Raw genomic sequence first — 18,221 nt, forward strand, 5'->3', positions numbered from 1 at the left:
AAGAAAACACAGCCCGCCCGATCGGACAGACTGCGTATATTACTGAATCCAAACAGACTAATCTTTCACCAATCGATTCGACAGCATCAACATGATAAAAGAGAATAAAATAATGACGGCTACCCAACTCCAGGAGAGTGTCATATTTCCGACCTCGGACGCGGTGTAAATCGCCGTAGGCAGGGTTTGAGTCTGTTCAGGAATATTACCCGCAAGCATCAGTGTAGCTCCAAACTCCCCTAACCCTCGGGCAAATCCGAGAATGTATCCTGAAATGAGCGGTCGGTAGGCAAGGGGCATCGTAATATGTCGAAACACTTGCCATTCATTGGCACCTTGCGCACGTGCAGCCTGCTCTACCTCGGGATCTACAGCTTCAAAGCCTGCTTTGATCGTCCGATAAGCCAGTGGAAAAGCAACAACTACGGCCGCCACCACTGCGGCTCCCCACGTAAATACAATGGTCTGCTGGAACAGACTTTCAAAGGCAGTGCCAATCCAGCTTTTCCTTCCCAGCAAGATGAGCAATATGAAGCCGACAACAGTGGGCGGCAAAACGAGCGGAAGAAGTAGGACGGTCTCAATCACGCTGGTTCCTCTCCGCAGCGAGCAGTTCGCCATCATCCGAGCTACCACAGTAGCTAATAAAAAGACAATAATGCTGGCAACGACAGCGACTTTGACAGATACGATAACCGGAGGAAGAAAAGCCGACCAATCCAACGGGACCCCCTCCTTTATCTGTGAATTCTATTTCTTTTCTGTTGGAGCTGAAAATCCATCTTTACTGAATACGCTCATGGCTTCATCTGTACGCAGAAAATCGACAAACTCGCCTGCTTCCTTGCTGTGTTTGGTTGCTTTTACAATACCTTCTGGATACAGGATAGGTGCATGCAATTCCTCAGGTACTTCTAGTGCTACGACTGTTTTATCGGATGATTTGGCATCTGTCAAATAAACGAGTCCAGCATCGGCATTGCCTGTTTCAACATAGTTTAATACCTGTCTTACGTCTTTGGCGAATACCATCTTCGGTTCCAGCTTGTCCCACAATCCGGCCTTTGTCAGCGATTCTTTGGAATATTGTCCGGCTGGAACGGTAGTAGGCTCCCCAACAGCAAGCTTTAGGAAAGAAGGATTTGTCAGATCATTGAGTGTAATACTTTTGTTATACGTGCTGTTCGCCTTATCTTGCGGAACAACCACAACCAGTTTATTTTGAAGCAGTACGCTATCTTTTTCCATTAATGAAGCATCGGTTAAAGCCTTCATTTGCTTCATGCCTGCCGATATAAATACGTCAGCGGGTGCACCCTGCTCAATTTGTTTTTGTAAAGTACCGGATGAAGCATAGTTAAAGGTAAGCTTGATATCTGGGTGCTGCTTTTCATATTGATCCTTGAGCGTATTCAGACTATCTTGAAGACTCGCAGCGGCAGATACAATCAACTCTGTTTTGGGTGCGGACGGTGTCGACTGTACAGCAGCCGGAGACGAACACCCAGCCAGAACCCATGCCAACAATCCAACAAACATGAATATGTACCCGAATCTCTTTTTCAATTTGTTTTTCCCCTGTCCTCTAAATTCCGGAATGAGTTGACAATGCAATCTCATAACGGTCCAAATCTATTGGGTCAACCCAAATATTTGTGATAAATAGATCTTGCCTCGGCGATATCCTTGGTGCCATGGATCAGAACACGTCCATCCTGAAAAAGAACCAACCGATGCGATCCAATGACAACGGATACTAGATATGGATTATGCTCCACTTTGCCCCCTTGGCGGGATAGCAGGCGTGCCGCTTCGTTCAGATCACGTACAGCACCCGTGACTGGTCGGATCTGAACCGTATCACGTCCGCACAGTACAGCCGTTTTAGCCTGATGCTCCGATTGTAGAAATGGATACACTGGATGCTCACCACATGTCGGACAATCAATTTTTTTCATGGCGCTGATCTGGATCGCCTGATGTTGATTATTCCATAGATCGAAGGAAATCAGCTTGCCTTGTAAGGCTGAATTGTCCCCAGTCAGCAGCTTCAATGCTTCGGCACTTTGGTAAGCTGCCACCATTTGTACAGCTGGACTAATGATACCGACCGTATCACAGGTGGCACCGCCGAGCGGTACAGTTCCGAGCAGACAATGCAGACAGGGTGTCTGTCCTGGAACGATCGTAAAGGTTGTCCCGTAGCTACCAACACACGCTCCATAAATCCAGGGGATTTGGTGCTTTACAGCGTAATCGTTCAAAAGCAGACGTGTATCGAAATTATCAGTGGCATCTACGATGAGGTCCACCCCTGTCGCAATATCGCCGATTTCCTCCAGTGATACATCTTGAACTAGTGCACGGATGTCCACGTCCGAATTGATTTGCTGCAATCGCCTCTGGGCGGCCACTGCCTTGGGTATCTGTTCATGGGCATCCGCTTCGTCGTAGAGCTGCTGGCGTTGCAGGTTGCTCCAGTCTACATAATCTCGGTCTACCAACGTCAACCGTCCGATGCCCGCTCGCACCAGCATGTCCGCGTTCGCAGTTCCCAGTGCTCCAGCACCTACCATTAATACATGCTTGCTGCGGATATTTTTTTGTCCTGTCGGCCCGATTTTTCCGAATAATTCCTGCCTTGAATATCGGGTGTGAGACGCCTGCGTGTGTGCTTTTGCATCAGCATCTGTTATTGGTTCCTTTTTCATTTCAGACATGTTAATTTACGCCCCCATACTTCTTATCCATTAATTGCTGCAAGTTGATCAGACAAGATAAAAGCCCAGATGTCCCGCCTAACTCGAAGTTATGGGGTGTTATGAGGATTCCAGCCACCTAGCTGGTGCCCCTTCCACTCCGAGCCGTCTTCCCACACTTCCTTTTTCCAAATCGGTACGATTTGCTTCAAGCGTTCAATGGCATGGCGACTGGCCTCGTAGCAAGCATCACGGTGCGCAGCAGAAACAGCAATCACGACACTGGTCTCTCCAATCCTTACCGTACCAAGCCGATGTGTAATAGCAGTGCGCGTTGACGGCCAACGATCTGCAATTTCGTCACCTATCTGCTTCATCGTGTTCATGGCCATCGGCACATATGCTTCATATTCAAGCAGCACCGTTCGCTGACCTTGTGTAAATTCCCGAGTCGTACCATTAAAGGTCAATGAAGCCCCATGTGAAGGGTCGTGTACCTTGGAGGTTACCTCATCGGCATCAATCAGATCGTAGGTAATAGCGTATAAGCCACATTTTGAAACGACCGTCTCCATTCCGGGTGCTGACTGATGAAGAGCAATTGCGTCTGATGGAAGCACAAGTTCATCTGGAGAAGCCAACTTCTTATGATGGGTAAAAAAAGAACCTGACAGTTGTGAAGCTATCTCCGGGTACAGCTCATTCAGCCTTGTTCGAATGTCTGCAATGGTCACCGTTTCCTGTGAAAGTTCCATAGTGATCACGTCACCAAATTGTTCCGCCATACCTGCGAATAATTGAATATGATATTGCATTATGCACCCGCCCCCCTTTAATACACCCTATCTATCGAATTCACCTAGTCTGTTATTGAAACTCATCCTCCTGAAACCGGAGGAATAATCGCAATCTCATCATGTATACTAACCAGATCCTCAGGAGCGGCGTAGGCTTGATTTCTGGCAACAAAAGCCCCCTGCAACTGGGCCGCTGCTTCAGGGAAATATTTGGACAGCAAGTCTTTTAATTCGTTGACGGTCATCGTTTCCTGATCAGCAGACACCGTGATCATAGGCTTTCCCATCAGTTCTGCAAGTCCGGCAAATACTTGAATATGATAGTTCATTAAGTAGGTTCCCCCCTTTCAGTACAAGGACTGACCATCGCATATACACCAAGAAAAACCAACATGAACTAATACCTCGAAAGGTTTTATTCCATGCTGGTTAACGATGATGGTCTACATTGATTATTTTTTATATTATATTTTAGATTCTACCAGTTCATCAATCCGCTCCGTGTGCGTGTACACGTTCAAAGAACGACTTCGTATAAAACCGACGGTAGTAATCCCGAGATCCTCTGCCAATTCAAGTGCAAGCTCTGTGGGAGCTGACTTGGACAAAACAACCTCACAACCAATTTTCGCAACCTTCAACAAAATTTCAGACGAGATGCGCCCACTGAATACGATGATTTTATCTTGTAATATAATATCATGCTTTAGGCAGTACCCATAGATTTTATCGAGCGCATTGTGTCGGCCGATATCCATTCTGGACAGGATTATTCCGTCTTTATCACACAGCGCAGCATTGTGAACGCCACCAGTCTCCTGAAACGTATGTGCCGAGGTTTGCATCAAATTCATCAGGCGGAAACAGTCATCAAAAGATACCTTAACATGGGCATCATTCATTCTTTTTGCCACTTTGGCATCATTTATAAAGTAAAATCCCTGTCTACTTTTTCCGCAGCAGGAGGTAATGTATCGTTTGGAATGAAAGTTTTGATAAAACTCATTCATCCGACGGGTTTTAATATGAACAAATCCTTCTTTTTCCTGAACCCAAATTTCTTCGATATCATCATACCGTTGAATGACGCCTTCAGAGGCCAAAAAGCCTACTGCCATATCCTCTACATACTCTGGTGTACAAACCATGGTGGCAAATTCCTGCTGATTGATTTTAATGGTCACCGGATACTCCGTCACCACTGTGTCTTCAAAACGCTTGATCTGACCGTCCCGGTAACGTAGGATCTCGCGTTTTACCTCAGCCGGCTTTTCCATGTGCTCAACTCCCTTGTTTCTGACAGGCTGGCTCTTTGGTTCACCCGCCGATATGTGACATTTCAATTTTGGACGATGCTTGCTTTGTATGAGTCAACCGTTCCTCTGAATAGCGGTCGGTACGTCCTCTCCAAACACGCTCAATGTAAGATCTAATCTCATCATCGGATTGCTCGGACCGCAGCATCGTGCGAAGCTTGTACCCTTTAGACGCAAACAGGCATGTGTACAAGGAGCCCTCAGCAGAAATTCTCGCCCGTGTACATGTGGAGCAGAAAGCGTCCGTAACGGATGAAATAATGCCAATTTCCCCGTCTCTGTCCAGATACCTATAGCGCGTCGCCACCTCACCTTTGTACTGGGGTGGAACAGGTTCTAACGGCATGTGCTCGTGGATCGTTTCGATGATCTGTTGCTTGGAAACAACCTGATCCAATTTCCAGCCATTGGTGTTGCCTACATCCATAAATTCAACAAAGCGCAAAATATGCTTTTTCTTTTGAAAATAGTCGGCCATGGGCACGATATCCTGATCGTTAAAGCCCTTTTGCACGACCATATTTATTTTCACCTGCATTCCCGCTTGAGCTGCAGCCTCAATACCTTCCAGCACCGCCTTTACACTGCTTCTCCCCCCGTTCATTCGGCGGAATCGATCATCATCAAGCGAATCCAGACTAACTGTCACTCTCTTCAGCCCCGCCTCTCGCAGTGACGCTGCATACTTAGGCAAAAAGACACCGTTCGTCGTCATAGCAATATCTTCAACCCCATCGAGTTGAGTTAACGAATGAATGAGCGAGGACAGATCTTTTCTCAGCAACGGCTCACCACCAGTAATGCGAAGCTTTGTAACACCTAGCGAGACAAAGATACGAGAGAGGCGGGTAATTTCCGCAAAGGTCAATATTTTTTCTTTTGGCAAAAACGGATAGTCATGGCCAAATATTTCTTCAGGCATACAATATCGGCACCGAAAATTACATCGGTCTATGACGGATATTCTCAAGTCCCGTAACGGACGATTCCATTGATCGTCGCTGCGGTTCGCCATCCCGTTCACCTCAATCCGTCTTCATTAATAAACCTCTTTAAACTCTGAACTGAACCAAAAAACCGGCATCACAACAACTTCTTCGCTTATTAATACCGAAGAATCTGCTAAATGCCGGTTAATTTATCTACATCAGGATTTTACGAATCCTCACATCATGTGATATAGAAAAATCAAACTAACAAGCGCTGCGCCAAATAAAATATACGCGATTCTCACGTACACTCCATTCACGAATGCTCTCAAATAGATACATCCCTATTGTTAGCAATCCTGGAACGTTTGTCAATGATTTTTCGTTTTCTCAATTGATAATCATTATCGATTAAAAATTTTAATAAATCACCGTTGAACTATCTTAAATTTTACGCTATAGTTACACCAGATGACATGCAGAAAATGACATATTCAATTTATTGATATACAGACGGTGCGTACTGTCTGGTATTAATACATACTCCTATGGCGGATTGGCCTCCAGGACCTAGAGCTTGGTCACTACTCCACCATAAACACAAGTGCTTAAACACGAGCACTTGTGTTTATGGTGGAGTTTTTTTGTTCCCAATTTTAAAATTCAAAATCTGAAAGGAGCCTGAACCGTGACGGATAGTACGATCAAAATTACATTAAACGGACAGGAACTGAAAACGAATAGCAGTGCAACCATTCTTGAAGTAATCAACGAAAACAATATTGCCCATCCCCAACTGTGTTACGTTCCCGAAGTGGATCCGATCCGCACCTGTGACACATGTATCGTGGAAGTAGACGGAAAGCTTGTACGCTCCTGTTCAACACTTGCTACGAATGGAATGAATATTCATCTACATTCAGATCGCGCAAAAGCAGCTCAAACCGAGGCTATGGATCGTTTGCTGGAAAATCACCTCCTCTACTGTACAGTGTGCGATAACAACAACGGTAATTGTAAACTGCATAACACCGCAGAGCTTATGGAAATTGAACATCAAAAATATCCGTATCGACCGAAGGTTGATCCCACAGAAGTGGATATGTCCCACCCTTTTTACCGTTATGATCCCAATCAATGTATTGCATGCGGCCAATGCGTAGAGGTATGTCAGAACCTTCAGGTCAATGAAACACTGTCCCTCGACTGGGAGGCTGAACGCCCTCGCGTGATCTGGGACGATGGGGTTGCAATTAACGATTCCTCTTGCGTCAGCTGCGGTCAGTGTGTAACGGTCTGCCCATGTAACGCCTTAATGGAAAAATCCATGCTGGGAGAGGCCGGCTTCATGAGCGGCATAAATAAGGATTTATTAAATCCAATGGTTGATCTAATTAAGGAAGTGGAGCCAGGCTACAGCGGTATTTTTGCAATTTCGGAAGCTGAAGCAGCGATGCGTGAAACCCGTACGAAAAAAACAAAAACCGTCTGCACGTTTTGTGGTGTAGGTTGCAGCTTTGAAGTTTGGACCAAAGGCCGCAAAATTTTGAAGGTACAACCTACCTCTGAGGGGCCTGTTAACGGCATTTCGACCTGCGTCAAAGGGAAATTCGGTTGGGATTTTGTGAATAGCGATCAGCGTTTGACCTCGCCTTTAATTCGTCAAGGAGACGAATTCGTGGAAACAACCTGGGAAGAAGCCTTGAGCCTGATGGCCAGCAAAATGGGAGCGATCAAAGAAACCTACGGCGGCGAGGCACTCGGCTTTATTTCTTCGTCCAAATTTACCAATGAAGAAAATTATCTGATGCAAAAGCTGGCTCGTCAGGTGTTCCAAACGAATAACGTTGATAACTGCTCACGGTATTGCCAATCTCCTGCATCATGGGGTCTACAATACACCGGAGGCATCGGCGGAGACAGCGGTACGATTAAAGACATTGCCTCAGCAGGTTTGGTCATACTGGTCGGCTGTGCGCCGGGAGAAGGACATCCTGTGCTGGCTACCCGCATCAAACGTGCGCATAAGCTGCATGGTCAAAAGCTGATCTCGGTGGACCTGCGCAAACATGAAATGGCAGAACGCGCAGATCTGTTCATGCGTCCGAAGCAAGGTACGGATTATGTATGGTTATCCGCTGTAGCCAAATACATCATTGAGCAAAACTGGCATGATGCTAAATTCATTAAGGAACATGTAAATTTCTATCCTGAATATTTGAAATTGCTGGAGAACTTCACCTTGGAATTCGCCGAACAGGAAACTGGCATCTCCAAAGAGACGCTGATTCAGGTAGCAACCATAATTCACGAAGCGGATGGCACGGCCATTTGCTGGGGTATGGGCGTGACACAAAACATCGCAGGCTCCTACACTTCGATTGCAATTGCCAACCTGCTGCTGGTGACTGGCAACTTTATGCGTCCGGGTGCAGGCGCATATCCGCTTCGTGGTCATAACAATGTGCAGGGCGCTGCCGATATGGGTACGATGCCAGATATTTTCCCTGGCTATCAGCCCGTAACGAACGATGCCATTCGTTCCAAGTTCGAAGCGGCCTACGGCGTACAAATTCCAAGCCAACGCGGACTGGATAACATTCAAATGCTGGAAGCCATTGAGACGGGTAAGCTCAAAGGTATGTATATCGCTGGAGAAGAAATGGCATGGGTGGATGCGGACTCCAACCATACCCAAGAAATGCTGGCGAATTTGGATTTCCTTGTCGTTCAGGATGTATTTCTGAGCAAGACAGCTGAATTCGCTGATGTCATTTTGCCAGCCGTACCTTCACTCGAAAAAGACGGAACCTTCACAAACACCGAACGTCGCGTACAGCGTTTATACGAGGCGCTCCGCCCTGTAGGAGACAGCAAACCGGATTGGTGGATTTTCAGCCAATTTGCCAAGCACATGGGATTTGATTGGGATTACAGTCATCCGAGTGAAATTTTTGAGGAAATGGCGGCGCTCACTCCATTTTTCTCCCAATGTAATTATGACGTATTGGCAGGCTGGAACAGCTTCCATTGGGGATCGCCGGATGGTAGCAACACACCGCTTCTGCATACCAATGGCTTTAACTTTCCAGATAAAAAAGCACGCTTGGGACTTTTCGAATATGTACCACCAAAAGAGTACCCCGCTGAATTCGATCTGACCTTAAATAATGGTCGACTGCTCGAACAATTTCATGAAGGAAATATGACGACAAAGTCAACAGGCCTTCAGCTCAAACTTCCAAAAGTATTTGTGGAAGTGTCCCCTGAGTTGGCTGAGGAGCGTGGAGTTACAGACGGATCGCTGGTTCGGCTGGAATCTCCCTATGGTGCGGTCAAGCTACGTGTTCTGGTGACGGACCGGGTACAGGGAACTGAAATTTATGTGCCAATGCACTCTACCAGCCATGAGGGTGCTGTCAATCTATTAACTGGTGGAGCATTTGATGTCATCACCCGTACACCAGCCTATAAACAAACCAAAGTACGGATGCAAATTTTGGAGATCGATGGTCAAAATCCACTGCCACATATCAATCCACGTTATAAAAAGCGGCATCCGCAAAATGGGGTTGAAGTGAACCGTAAGTGGAGTCGTCCCGGTTACGTCGATTTGGTAGATCAAAAATAAGGAGGTCGAACCATGGCTAAGCCTATTTCAATTGTGAGAAAACGTATTTTGACAGCAGAAGAACGGCAAAAACAATCCCTGGATCAACTGACTGCCGATCTGGCGGACAATGGGGCGGCATTGCAGAAGACACTTGAGATTGTACGGGAGCTGCATGACAGCGGTCTTCTCGAAGCAGCCCAGTCTATGCTAAAAGCCAAAGAAACCATCGCCAAAATCGCTGTAGGACAAGCGACGCGCAAGCCTGTGACGAAGATGATCAATAATCTGATGGGTGCAGCAGGGATGCTGTCTGAGGTAGACCCCGAGCTGATGAAAAAACTGGCAAGCAGCGTCACTACGGGCCTGAACGAAGCCGAAGAGCATCTAAAGCAGAATAAAAAGACTCGCCTACGTGATCTTATGAAGGCCATGAATGATCCAGATGTAAACCGGGCTATGGGGTTCGGTATTCATTTTCTCAAAGGCATGGGAAAAGGTTTGTCTGATAAATAGCTTAATAGATATGAAAGTGGAAGACTGCTAACCACAGATAATAAAAAGAGCTGCACCCGTTTTCGGAGCCAGCTCTTTTTATTTATTTTTTATCCACCTGTAACAAGGTCACCGTTTTAAGAGAAACAGCATCTTTTATTTGCTCCTCCGCGATAACCTTAAGTTTTAGCAAGCTGGAAATTTTTAAAGTGTCCGGCTTGGAAAACAAACGCCATAATTGAGGATCAGGCAATGCATCATACAATTTTGCATGATCGTATTCCTTGCGCTGCTGCTGTACAATCCTGACTCTGTAGTTGCCAATTTTCCAATCGGATACTTCCTGCTCTGCGCAATGAGCGGTAATGTCATTACGCAAATCAGCCAGTTCGCCTTCAATTTCTTTTTGCTTTTGCTTTAACTGGTAATAGCGACGCACCTTGTTTTCCAATTCCATCACGCTCCTCTGCTTACATATGTATGTTGGCAGAAGCGTTTTAGGACAAGTTTTATCATGTCAGGATATAAGGTGTAACTGCAACTGACACAACATTTCCCGGGTAATGGTAACGTCGATGAATTGAGCCCTCATTATTCAAACTTTATTTAGGTACATTCGCCCCCGGAGTTACAGGTCCCGCTCCTTTGGACTCCCCCTTGCGCTTCATATAATTGGCCCAGTATGCCGTCAGAATTGGCAACAAAATAGAGGTCACTATGACCGAAGCGGCTACTAATGCTGTTGCAGATTGTGCAACAGGCAAAAATTCAGGTTTGATATTGGCAACAATGACTGGATTGGCTACCGCTGCACCTGCTGTGCTGGAGGCTGCAATTCCTGCCGTACCATTGCCACCACCAATATATTTGTCCGCCAGAATCAGCGGAATACCTGTAATGATAATGACAAAAATGCCCAACAAAATACCTAGTATGCCTGTCTGAACAATAACACTCAGGTCAATAGAACACCCCAGTGCAAAACCAAAAAATGGAATCAGGGCCTGTGTCGCGTTTCCAAAATATTTACGGAAGTCATGATCCAGATTGCCCAACATAAAGCCGACCAAAAATGGTAATACGGCACCGACAAATGTTTGCGGTTCAAAAACGGCCAGTCCGGTACTACCTAGAATAAGCATGGTTACCAACGGGCCCGATTCCAGTGACATCAGCACAAATGCTCCTGCCTCTTCCTTGGAGCCATACTGCTGCATAATGGAGGCATAGAGCCCGCCGTTCGTCATATCCATAGCCGAGATCAACGCCAGCACCGACAAACCTGCAAATAGCCCACTTTCTACGCCGCCAACAGGCAGCAATCTGGACGCTATGATCGCCACGATCCAGGCGACCGCGATTTTAGTCAATACGAGCGTTCCTGATTTACGCAAAACAGTGCCTGTCGCTCGCACATCTATGGAAGCACCCATACAAAAAAACCACACTGCCAAAATGGGCACCGTACCGGTCATCAATCCCTTGGTAAAAGATCCAAAATAGTCGCCTGCCCATGGAGTAAACGTATGAAAAAGTGCGCCAATAAACAGCGGCACCAGCATAATGCCCCCAGGAATTTTATCGATATTTTGTTTGATTTTCATAACTTCATTCAACCCTTTCGTTTTTGCCAATGCAAAAACAAGGCCGTTTTACTTGCGACTTAAGCCGAGTTCAGGAATTAATTTGGCGAAAGTATCATGACTATCCTTCAGTTGACGTGCGAATGCCTCTGCATCCTGGACACGCAACCCTAACCCATACTTCCGCATTTCCTCCCTGAATTCCTCATCTTTCGTCCCCTTGATCAGTGCATCCGCTAACGTTTGAGCCACCTCATTCGGTGTATCCTTGGGTACAGCCAGCCCTCTCCAAGTGCCGATAAAATGGACACGTAGCCCAGTCGCCTGCTGAAGTGTCGGCACTTTTGGAAACGCTTCCGAAACAGTGTCTGCTTGGATTGCCAGTATGCGAAGCTTCCCATCGTCCACGTATTTCTTTACTTCTGCGGGGCTGACGGGTACAGCATCCACGAATCCACTCATTAAAGCAGAAACTGCTGGGCCTGCTCCCTCATAAGGAATATGGGTAAAGCGGACTCCGCTTTTCTGCTCCAGCATCGCGGCAGCGAGGTGCCAGATGCTTCCTGTGCCTGCATTACCCATTTTCAGCTTGCCTGGATAGACCCTAGCATCCTCCAGAAATGCCTCCGCTGTCTTCCAAGGCGCATCCGCCCGAACCGTAATGGCAGAAGGGTCCATATTGGTTTGAAGCAGCGGCTTAAAACGCTCGTAGGTGATGGGTAGCAGTCCCAAATGTGGTAATGTAGTCAGTTCAGCGACCAGATACGTTACGGTATAACCGTCCGCCTGCGCCTCAGCTCCCTCCATCAGCCCGACAGAACCGCCGCCTCCTGTTCGATTAACGACGATGATCGGCTGCCCGAGATGCTTTTCGGCGGCTTTAGCCAACGCTCTTGCGGTAATATCTGTACCGCCCCCCGCCGCATATGGAACGACAAGCGTTACTGGCTTCGCAGGAAATATACGACTGTGATCCTGCAGGGTACGGTGATCCACATATTCACTGATACTCAAGGCAGAAAGCATAGCCACTCCTGCCGCAACCAGCACATATTTTTGCCATGGCTTTTTCTTCATTACGCTTCCTCTTCTCCAAAAATGAACTGGGCCCATCTTGCACCCGTTGTCACCTCCAACCTTTACGGACATATTGTTCACGCTTACATGAAGTCAATGTACCGCACCGTGGAGGTCCACATCTATCGCCTAATCCTCGTATTTATCTTCGATTTCACCAAAGCGCCGATCTTTTGACCGATCTGCATATTCATTAGAAGATTTGTTGATTTGTCTGAATTTCCCTGGGGTCACTTGTTTATACTTGCGGAATACACGAATAAAGCTGTTCTCATTTCGGTACCCGACCTGTTCTGCAATTTCACCAATTTTCAAATGCGTTTCACATAGCAATATGCATGCCTTTTTGACACGTAATCCAGTCAAATAATCGTAAACGGTACTCCCCGTTTCCTCCTTGAACATACTGCTCACCGAGGACACGCTCATGTGAACATGATCCGCAATTTCCTGAAGCCCGATGTTCAAATGCAGATAGTTTTCCATATAGTCGATCATCTCTTGTACACGTACAAAATCTTTGGACTGTTGGCGTCCATGCCATTTTTCTTCAATATCAGTCAACATAATGGCCAGCAAAAGCTCAATGTCTTGAAGGTCTAGCGTCAGAATCTGATTCCAATGATAATCAGCGAGCTGATCTGGCGGTGTCACACTCTGAGTGGTACACCATTTTAGCAAATCTTCCAGCAGTTCATGAACAAATAGGTAGACCTGGTTTGGAGATGTCCTATAGTGTCGAAGTTCTTCTACCCATTGGCTGACTAGCTTTGCACTTGCACCAGGCTCCTGTGACTCCACAGCACGAATCAGATCCACACGCCGATGGTCCAGTAATCTTGCATCCTGAGCCTGATCCTGTGATTGCACATCCACTATGCAATCCCATTTCACATTTATGTTGCTGCTCATATTCATATGTGAACGTCCATACCCCTCGTATAAACGTAAATTAAGCGCCTCTTTTCCTTGTATAAAAGACGCCCGTACCTCTTGAATATCTGTTACCTTATGGCCGATCCCTACCGAAATAGTCATGGGAAGATACTCCCCAACAACCTGAATTAGCCTGTCAACGCTCTTACGAAGCCATGTTCTCTCTTTGGCTGCTCCCTCTGCTCCAACTTCATATACACTCTCCCTGAGCTGCAGCAGGACAACCAGACCATTCTCCTCCTCCGGCGCACTGACTGCTTTCCACTGAGGCTCAAGCATCTCCAGCAAAATATTGTTCAGCGCATATTTGAGCAGCATTTTGTCCTCTTCTGGAAAGCTTGCGGTCCACGTAGAATACCGATCAATCGACACGATTATAACAACCAAAGAATTACGGTCCCAATCGGAAAAATACTGTTCCCATTTCGTACGCATTTCCTGTACACCCATTCTACGCTGGATGACATCTTCTATATATTTGGAGCGCAGCTCCGGCAAGCTTCGCTCTACCACCAATGATTTGCGGTGAAATTCTCCAACCAACTTGCTAATCACGGGTTCCAAATCATACAATCCTCCCTCGCGCGTTCCCTTATTACCTGAATTCAAGAGGCTATTAATTTTTTTCATGGGGCGAAAAGCCGCATAACTGTAATAGTAAACCGCTGAGCACCCAGCCAGGATAGAGATCAAGGCCAGCCATAGCATCATATTGCGCGCCAGCTTTACATTTTTCAGCAGCTTGTCCATCGGCACGAGTGATACTAGACGCCAGCCTGTGACATCTGAGAATGTCTGGTTCGCCATATATTCCATATCTCCAATTTTTACATAAGCGTAAGGATTCACATCCAGCTCTTTCAAAACCCTGCCCATCTCATTTAAGGGTAAGGACGATCTCAGCTTGGGATAGATCAGCTCGCCCTCGAGATCATAGACGTATTGCGAGTTGGATAAATGAATATACAGTTTGGAGAAAAAACGGTCGTAATCCAGATTGATTAACACTGCACCCATGACCTGTCCATTCTCGACTATAGGCCTAGCCAGCGAGAGCAGTTCTATCGTGCCATGCTGTTGATCCGTGCCATACCATCTTCGCTTAATCAGTAGCGGCTTTTTTTGAATGTTCTGAATCCAGGGAACCCAGGTTGTATCCGGTGCCTGCTTCCAATCGGGCAAATAACCATAATTGCTGGAGATGAGAGCATGATTCTCCAAAGAAATGACTTCAACCGAATAAATTTCTTCGCTCGAAGAAAGGGTTTTCAAATATTTCTGAAGCCGATCTATAACGGAAGCTTTGTTGGATACCGACTTTCCGTCCGTATGAATACGTATAAAAGACTCTACATCCGGATGATAAGCCGCATCCAGCGCCTTGTTATCCGACTCACGAAAAGCCCGATTGGTCACATCCAGATTGATCTGCAACAATTCTATATTAGGTGTGTTCAGCTCGGTATCCAAACCTTCACGGTATCTTGAATACGATAGCAAGCCGATCACGCTGATCACGAGCGACACGCACAGCGTGAGCAGCAGGATCAGTCTTGTCTGCTTATTTTTCAGTATCAAACGAAGCTTAAGTCGCAACATTCCTGTAACTTCATCCTTCCGGACTACGTTGTCCATCTTCCTCTTACTCTATATTAGATGACATATTACCTCTACATCTATTTGACGCATGAAGTGGAATTTCCTGCCTTTACAAATCAAACTTAACAGAAGTCTCATCATTAAAAATAAAAAGAAGAAGTCTCCCTGTACAAGGTAGAACTTCTTCTTACGTGCTGCCTGCCTTCATTGGTCAGCAGCATAGGTATTCGTATTACAGTGTTTAGCTCGTCTTTTCCACCTGAAAACGATCTAGCTCTCGCTGCATTTCCTCGCGAATCTGGCGAAGCTCCTTTACCTTCTCAGCCGATTCCTCGAAGGAACGCTTCTGCTCCACCGTGGAAGCCGTAATCTCTTCACTGCCTGCGGCGGACTGCTGAGTGATTGCGCTAATATTCTCAATAGCTTGCTGCACCTGTACACTCAGTTCTCGCGATACATTCATGTCTATAGATAACTTGTTGACTTGGCCGGCAATTTGCTGGACTTTGCCACTAATCTCTCTAAACGATTCTCCGGTGGAGGAGGTTGCCTTCTCCTGCTCGCGGAACAGCTCCTGACTTTGCTCCACAGAAGCCTTCACCTTATCCATAGCCTGCGTGATCCCCTCAACAGCGGTATAAATTTTCTTTACAGCAGATTCAGATTGACTCGCCAGCTTTTTCACTTCATTGGCAACAACAGCAAAGCCTTTTCCCGCTTCACCCGCACGTGCAGCCTCAATCGACGCATTCAAGGATAAGAGTGACGTCTGGCTGGCAATTTCAGATACATAACCAGTCATAGTTGTGATCTCGGCTGCATTAGACTCCAGCTCTCTGACTGTTTGCTCCACTTCGGACATTGCTGAACGATTCTCCGCAACGATTCGCATTTGATCACTCATGACACGCGCACCCTGCTCAATGACACGCAAAGCATCCTCACTATACGCGGTGGATTGCGTGGTCTCCAGCAGATTTGATTCAAACTTCTGCTGCATATCATCCACCACGCCAACCGTCGATGACAGGTCCTCAGCAATTTTCTGACTACCTATCGCAAGTTCCTCTGTTGATGTGCTGACTTGTGTCACAATTTCCTTCATGGCCTCATTGTGCTGATCAATATCCCGAGCCATCAGATCGACACGATTCCCCGCCTGATCAATGGAGAGTACAATGCTGCGCAACTTCCCAATCATAACACGGAAAGATTCATTGAGCTCGTCCAGTTCATCTCGGCCCTTTGTTGGAGGAAGTTGAACGGTTAAATTCCCCTCGGCAATTTGCTTCGCTGCATCCGTTAACTTGCGGGTTCTAAGGGCAAGCTGCCTGGAGGTATATGTATTATATAGCCCAACCGCCACTAGAAGTAGAACTGCGCCTGTCAAGGCTAATTGCCAAGTAAAACGAATACTCTTGGTCAACTCTTCTGTGTATTGGTCGTAACGCGCCTTGGTCAGTAGATCCAGCATAAATACATCGTTCTGAATCCCCTGGGCACGCATGGCCTCTCGTTTGGATTCTGGGCTGTTCTGAGCACTCATCGCTTTTTCCGTTGCTGCTTTCAATTGGTTGAATTTTGTTTTAATCGTATCCAGTCGCTTTTGCTGTGCTTCGGTCTGCATCATGCCCTGTGAAAGCAAAGTAATCGTTTTTTCAGACTGAGTTAGCTGATTTTGCACATCGGCTTTGTTGCTCTCCGTCATGGAAGTAGAATAATTTTGCAGCGCCTGCCCCGACTGAATCAAATAGGCATTAAGCTGCTGTACATTCAACATAGCTGGAACCAGATTACTGCTTTGAGCGTTAATACGTAACAATTCAAAAATGATATAAGCTACTAAAGCCAGGCAAGCGATCAGGGAAATCATCGCGTTAAGCACCAGTTTACCTTGCAGTTTCATCAGTATTCATCCTCCGTTTGCGAAAATTTATTGGGTGGGTACAGTAAGTGTGCCGGATTTGATTTTTTCCATTAAATCATCCATCACCTTTTGCTGATCCGCATTCAGTGTCACGACACGAATAGGCGCCAAGCCTATACCTTCTTCCGCAAGTCCAAACACCATATCCTTCTCCGTAAATTTTCTTTGATGATCTGCAAAGCCTTTGACTACTGTGTAAATTGCAGTGTCTACATTTTTAATCATTGAGGTCACTACCGCTTTTTCCGCAATAAAAAACTGGTCGCTATCGACCCCGATGGCGAATTTATGCTGCTTCTGCGCTTCCTGTAATGCACCTACACCGGTTAGCCCTGCTGCTGCAAAAATGACATCAATCTGATTCTGGTTGATCATGTCATCTGCAATTTTCGTACCCAGCTCCGGCTTGCCAAAATCTCCTGCATACGTTGCCGTAACTTTCGCATTAGGTTTGACTGATTGCACCCCTGCACGATACCCAATTTCAAACTTTTTCAGCAGAGGAGATTCCGCACCTCCAAGAAAACCCACCTTTTCCGTACGACTCGTCAAACCGGCAACAACTCCGGCCATAAAACTGCCCTCTTCTGCTTTGAACGTAATGGAGGCCACATTCGGCAATTCCGATGTTTCATCCACGATTAAAAATTTACGGTCTGGATTCTTTTTGGCAACGGCCTCCAAACTGTCCTTCACCATATAACCCAACCCAATGATTAAATCTGCTTTTTCTTGAACAAGCTGATTAAAAGCAGCATCATACGTCTTGGTCTCAGTTATTTCCCGGTATTCAAAAACAATCTTCCCCTCATCCCGTGCCTTGACCAAACCTCGAAAAGCCGCGTCACTGTAAGATTGGTCACCCAGACCAATATCTGACAGCACGATTCCCACCTTAATAGGTTGGGCCTTGGTTTGTACGTCTGATTGCCCACATGCACTTAGCAATAATGCAAAGATCGTGACAATGGGAATCCACCTAAAAGTTAATAATAGAGCTCGTTTCTTCATGACATATCACCTCAACATAAAATGCAAATCCCCAACATCTTTATATCGGTTATAAAAGCATGTTTTTTCATAATAATTTCTGTAAATTCATTGTTAATAGAAGTGTGATAAGTGTGATGTCTTTGTTTATTATGTAAAAAATGTATATTTTCCATTGTTTTTATTATACGAACTGTCTAAATTCATTTATCTCCGTTTATCTCGAAAGATTAAAGTGTAATTTCCATTGAAAAACCTAGGTA

General features: G+C 46.1%; 15 protein-coding genes. 2 read left to right on the top strand and 13 right to left on the bottom strand.

The genetic code is table 11. The features are described from left to right. Nucleotides 1–57 precede the first annotated feature (57 nt). From modB to moaA, 7 genes are all read right to left on the bottom strand, one after another. Entirely contained in the window at nt 58–723 is a 666-nt protein-coding gene (modB, locus tag G9G57_RS04120; RefSeq protein WP_090738696.1) for a molybdate ABC transporter permease subunit, read from the bottom strand. 27 nt (nt 724–750) lie between these two features. Beyond that, the gene (gene modA, locus G9G57_RS04125; RefSeq protein ID WP_064962067.1) at nt 751–1,566 is read right to left on the bottom strand and encodes a molybdate ABC transporter substrate-binding protein; all 816 of its coding nucleotides are present in this window, start codon (nt 1,564–1,566) and stop codon (nt 751–753) included. A gap of 74 nt (nt 1,567–1,640) precedes the next feature. Continuing rightward, on the bottom strand, nt 1,641–2,720 hold the full coding sequence (locus tag G9G57_RS04130) for a thiazole biosynthesis adenylyltransferase ThiF (RefSeq protein WP_446724829.1): 1,080 nt from the start codon (nt 2,718–2,720) through the stop codon (nt 1,641–1,643). Between the two features lie 89 nt (nt 2,721–2,809). Further along, the gene (locus tag G9G57_RS04135) at nt 2,810–3,514 is read right to left on the bottom strand and encodes a molybdenum cofactor biosynthesis protein (protein ID WP_025675145.1); all 705 of its coding nucleotides are present in this window, start codon (nt 3,512–3,514) and stop codon (nt 2,810–2,812) included. A 62-nt stretch (nt 3,515–3,576) separates the two neighbouring features. After that, complete coding sequence (moaD, locus tag G9G57_RS04140) at nt 3,577–3,825, bottom strand: molybdopterin converting factor subunit 1 (protein ID WP_025675143.1); 249 nt, start codon at nt 3,823–3,825, stop codon at nt 3,577–3,579. Nucleotides 3,826–3,960: 135 nt separating this feature from the next. Continuing rightward, the gene (gene fdhD, locus G9G57_RS04145; RefSeq protein WP_164964496.1) at nt 3,961–4,773 is read right to left on the bottom strand and encodes a formate dehydrogenase accessory sulfurtransferase FdhD; all 813 of its coding nucleotides are present in this window, start codon (nt 4,771–4,773) and stop codon (nt 3,961–3,963) included. A gap of 40 nt (nt 4,774–4,813) precedes the next feature. Continuing rightward, complete coding sequence (gene moaA / locus G9G57_RS04150) at nt 4,814–5,827, bottom strand: GTP 3',8-cyclase MoaA (RefSeq protein WP_016324579.1); 1,014 nt, start codon at nt 5,825–5,827, stop codon at nt 4,814–4,816. 602 nt (nt 5,828–6,429) lie between these two features. On the opposite strand from moaA, the gene fdhF reads away from it, so the two are divergent. Next, nucleotides 6,430–9,372, top strand: a complete 2,943-nt coding sequence (fdhF, locus tag G9G57_RS04155) for a formate dehydrogenase subunit alpha (protein WP_164964497.1) — start codon at nt 6,430–6,432, stop codon at nt 9,370–9,372. Nucleotides 9,373–9,384: 12 nt separating this feature from the next. Further along, on the top strand, nt 9,385–9,867 hold the full coding sequence (locus tag G9G57_RS04160; RefSeq protein WP_064962064.1) for a DUF1641 domain-containing protein: 483 nt from the start codon (nt 9,385–9,387) through the stop codon (nt 9,865–9,867). Between the two features lie 82 nt (nt 9,868–9,949). Here the strand turns inward: G9G57_RS04160 and G9G57_RS04165 are convergent, their stop codons facing one another. From G9G57_RS04165 to G9G57_RS04190, 6 genes are all read right to left on the bottom strand, one after another. Beyond that, complete coding sequence (locus G9G57_RS04165) at nt 9,950–10,303, bottom strand: hypothetical protein (RefSeq protein WP_064962063.1); 354 nt, start codon at nt 10,301–10,303, stop codon at nt 9,950–9,952. 145 nt (nt 10,304–10,448) lie between these two features. Continuing rightward, nucleotides 10,449–11,450 carry a 2-keto-3-deoxygluconate transporter gene (kdgT, locus tag G9G57_RS04170; RefSeq protein WP_164964498.1) on the bottom strand — a complete coding sequence of 334 codons (1,002 nt, stop codon included), beginning with the start codon at nt 11,448–11,450 and terminating at the stop codon, nt 10,449–10,451. A 48-nt stretch (nt 11,451–11,498) separates the two neighbouring features. Continuing rightward, the gene (locus tag G9G57_RS04175; RefSeq protein ID WP_064962061.1) at nt 11,499–12,506 is read right to left on the bottom strand and encodes a tripartite tricarboxylate transporter substrate binding protein; all 1,008 of its coding nucleotides are present in this window, start codon (nt 12,504–12,506) and stop codon (nt 11,499–11,501) included. 129 nt (nt 12,507–12,635) lie between these two features. After that, entirely contained in the window at nt 12,636–15,077 is a 2,442-nt protein-coding gene (locus tag G9G57_RS04180) for an AraC family transcriptional regulator (protein ID WP_081275889.1), read from the bottom strand. A gap of 205 nt (nt 15,078–15,282) precedes the next feature. Continuing rightward, nucleotides 15,283–16,947 carry a methyl-accepting chemotaxis protein gene (locus G9G57_RS04185; protein ID WP_164964499.1) on the bottom strand — a complete coding sequence of 555 codons (1,665 nt, stop codon included), beginning with the start codon at nt 16,945–16,947 and terminating at the stop codon, nt 15,283–15,285. A gap of 27 nt (nt 16,948–16,974) precedes the next feature. After that, a complete protein-coding gene (locus G9G57_RS04190; protein ID WP_164964500.1) occupies nt 16,975–17,979 on the bottom strand; it encodes a BMP family lipoprotein in 1,005 nt (334 codons plus the stop codon). Nucleotides 17,980–18,221 lie beyond the last annotated feature (242 nt).

Source organism: Paenibacillus sp. EKM211P, assembly GCF_011066175.1.
Lineage (GTDB): Bacteria > Bacillota > Bacilli > Paenibacillales > Paenibacillaceae > Paenibacillus > Paenibacillus polymyxa.

What these genes read in the sequence shown, in the direction of transcription:
- G9G57_RS04130 (WP_446724829.1), bottom strand. Translation starts at nt 2,720, where the DNA reads ATGTCTGAAATGAAAAAGGAACCAATAACAGATGCTGATGCAAAAGCA.
- G9G57_RS04135 (WP_025675145.1), bottom strand. Translation starts at nt 3,514, where the DNA reads ATGCAATATCATATTCAATTATTCGCAGGTATGGCGGAACAATTTGGT.
- moaD (WP_025675143.1), bottom strand. Translation starts at nt 3,825, where the DNA reads ATGAACTATCATATTCAAGTATTTGCCGGACTTGCAGAACTGATGGGA.
- fdhD (WP_164964496.1), bottom strand. Translation starts at nt 4,773, where the DNA reads ATGGAAAAGCCGGCTGAGGTAAAACGCGAGATCCTACGTTACCGGGAC.
- moaA (WP_016324579.1), bottom strand. Translation starts at nt 5,827, where the DNA reads ATGGCGAACCGCAGCGACGATCAATGGAATCGTCCGTTACGGGACTTG.
- G9G57_RS04160 (WP_064962064.1), top strand. Translation starts at nt 9,385, where the DNA reads ATGGCTAAGCCTATTTCAATTGTGAGAAAACGTATTTTGACAGCAGAA.
- G9G57_RS04165 (WP_064962063.1), bottom strand. Translation starts at nt 10,303, where the DNA reads ATGGAATTGGAAAACAAGGTGCGTCGCTATTACCAGTTAAAGCAAAAG.
- kdgT (WP_164964498.1), bottom strand. Translation starts at nt 11,450, where the DNA reads ATGAAAATCAAACAAAATATCGATAAAATTCCTGGGGGCATTATGCTG.
- G9G57_RS04175 (WP_064962061.1), bottom strand. Translation starts at nt 12,506, where the DNA reads ATGAAGAAAAAGCCATGGCAAAAATATGTGCTGGTTGCGGCAGGAGTG.
- G9G57_RS04180 (WP_081275889.1), bottom strand. Translation starts at nt 15,077, where the DNA reads ATGGACAACGTAGTCCGGAAGGATGAAGTTACAGGAATGTTGCGACTT.
- G9G57_RS04185 (WP_164964499.1), bottom strand. Translation starts at nt 16,947, where the DNA reads ATGAAACTGCAAGGTAAACTGGTGCTTAACGCGATGATTTCCCTGATC.
- G9G57_RS04190 (WP_164964500.1), bottom strand. Translation starts at nt 17,979, where the DNA reads ATGAAGAAACGAGCTCTATTATTAACTTTTAGGTGGATTCCCATTGTC.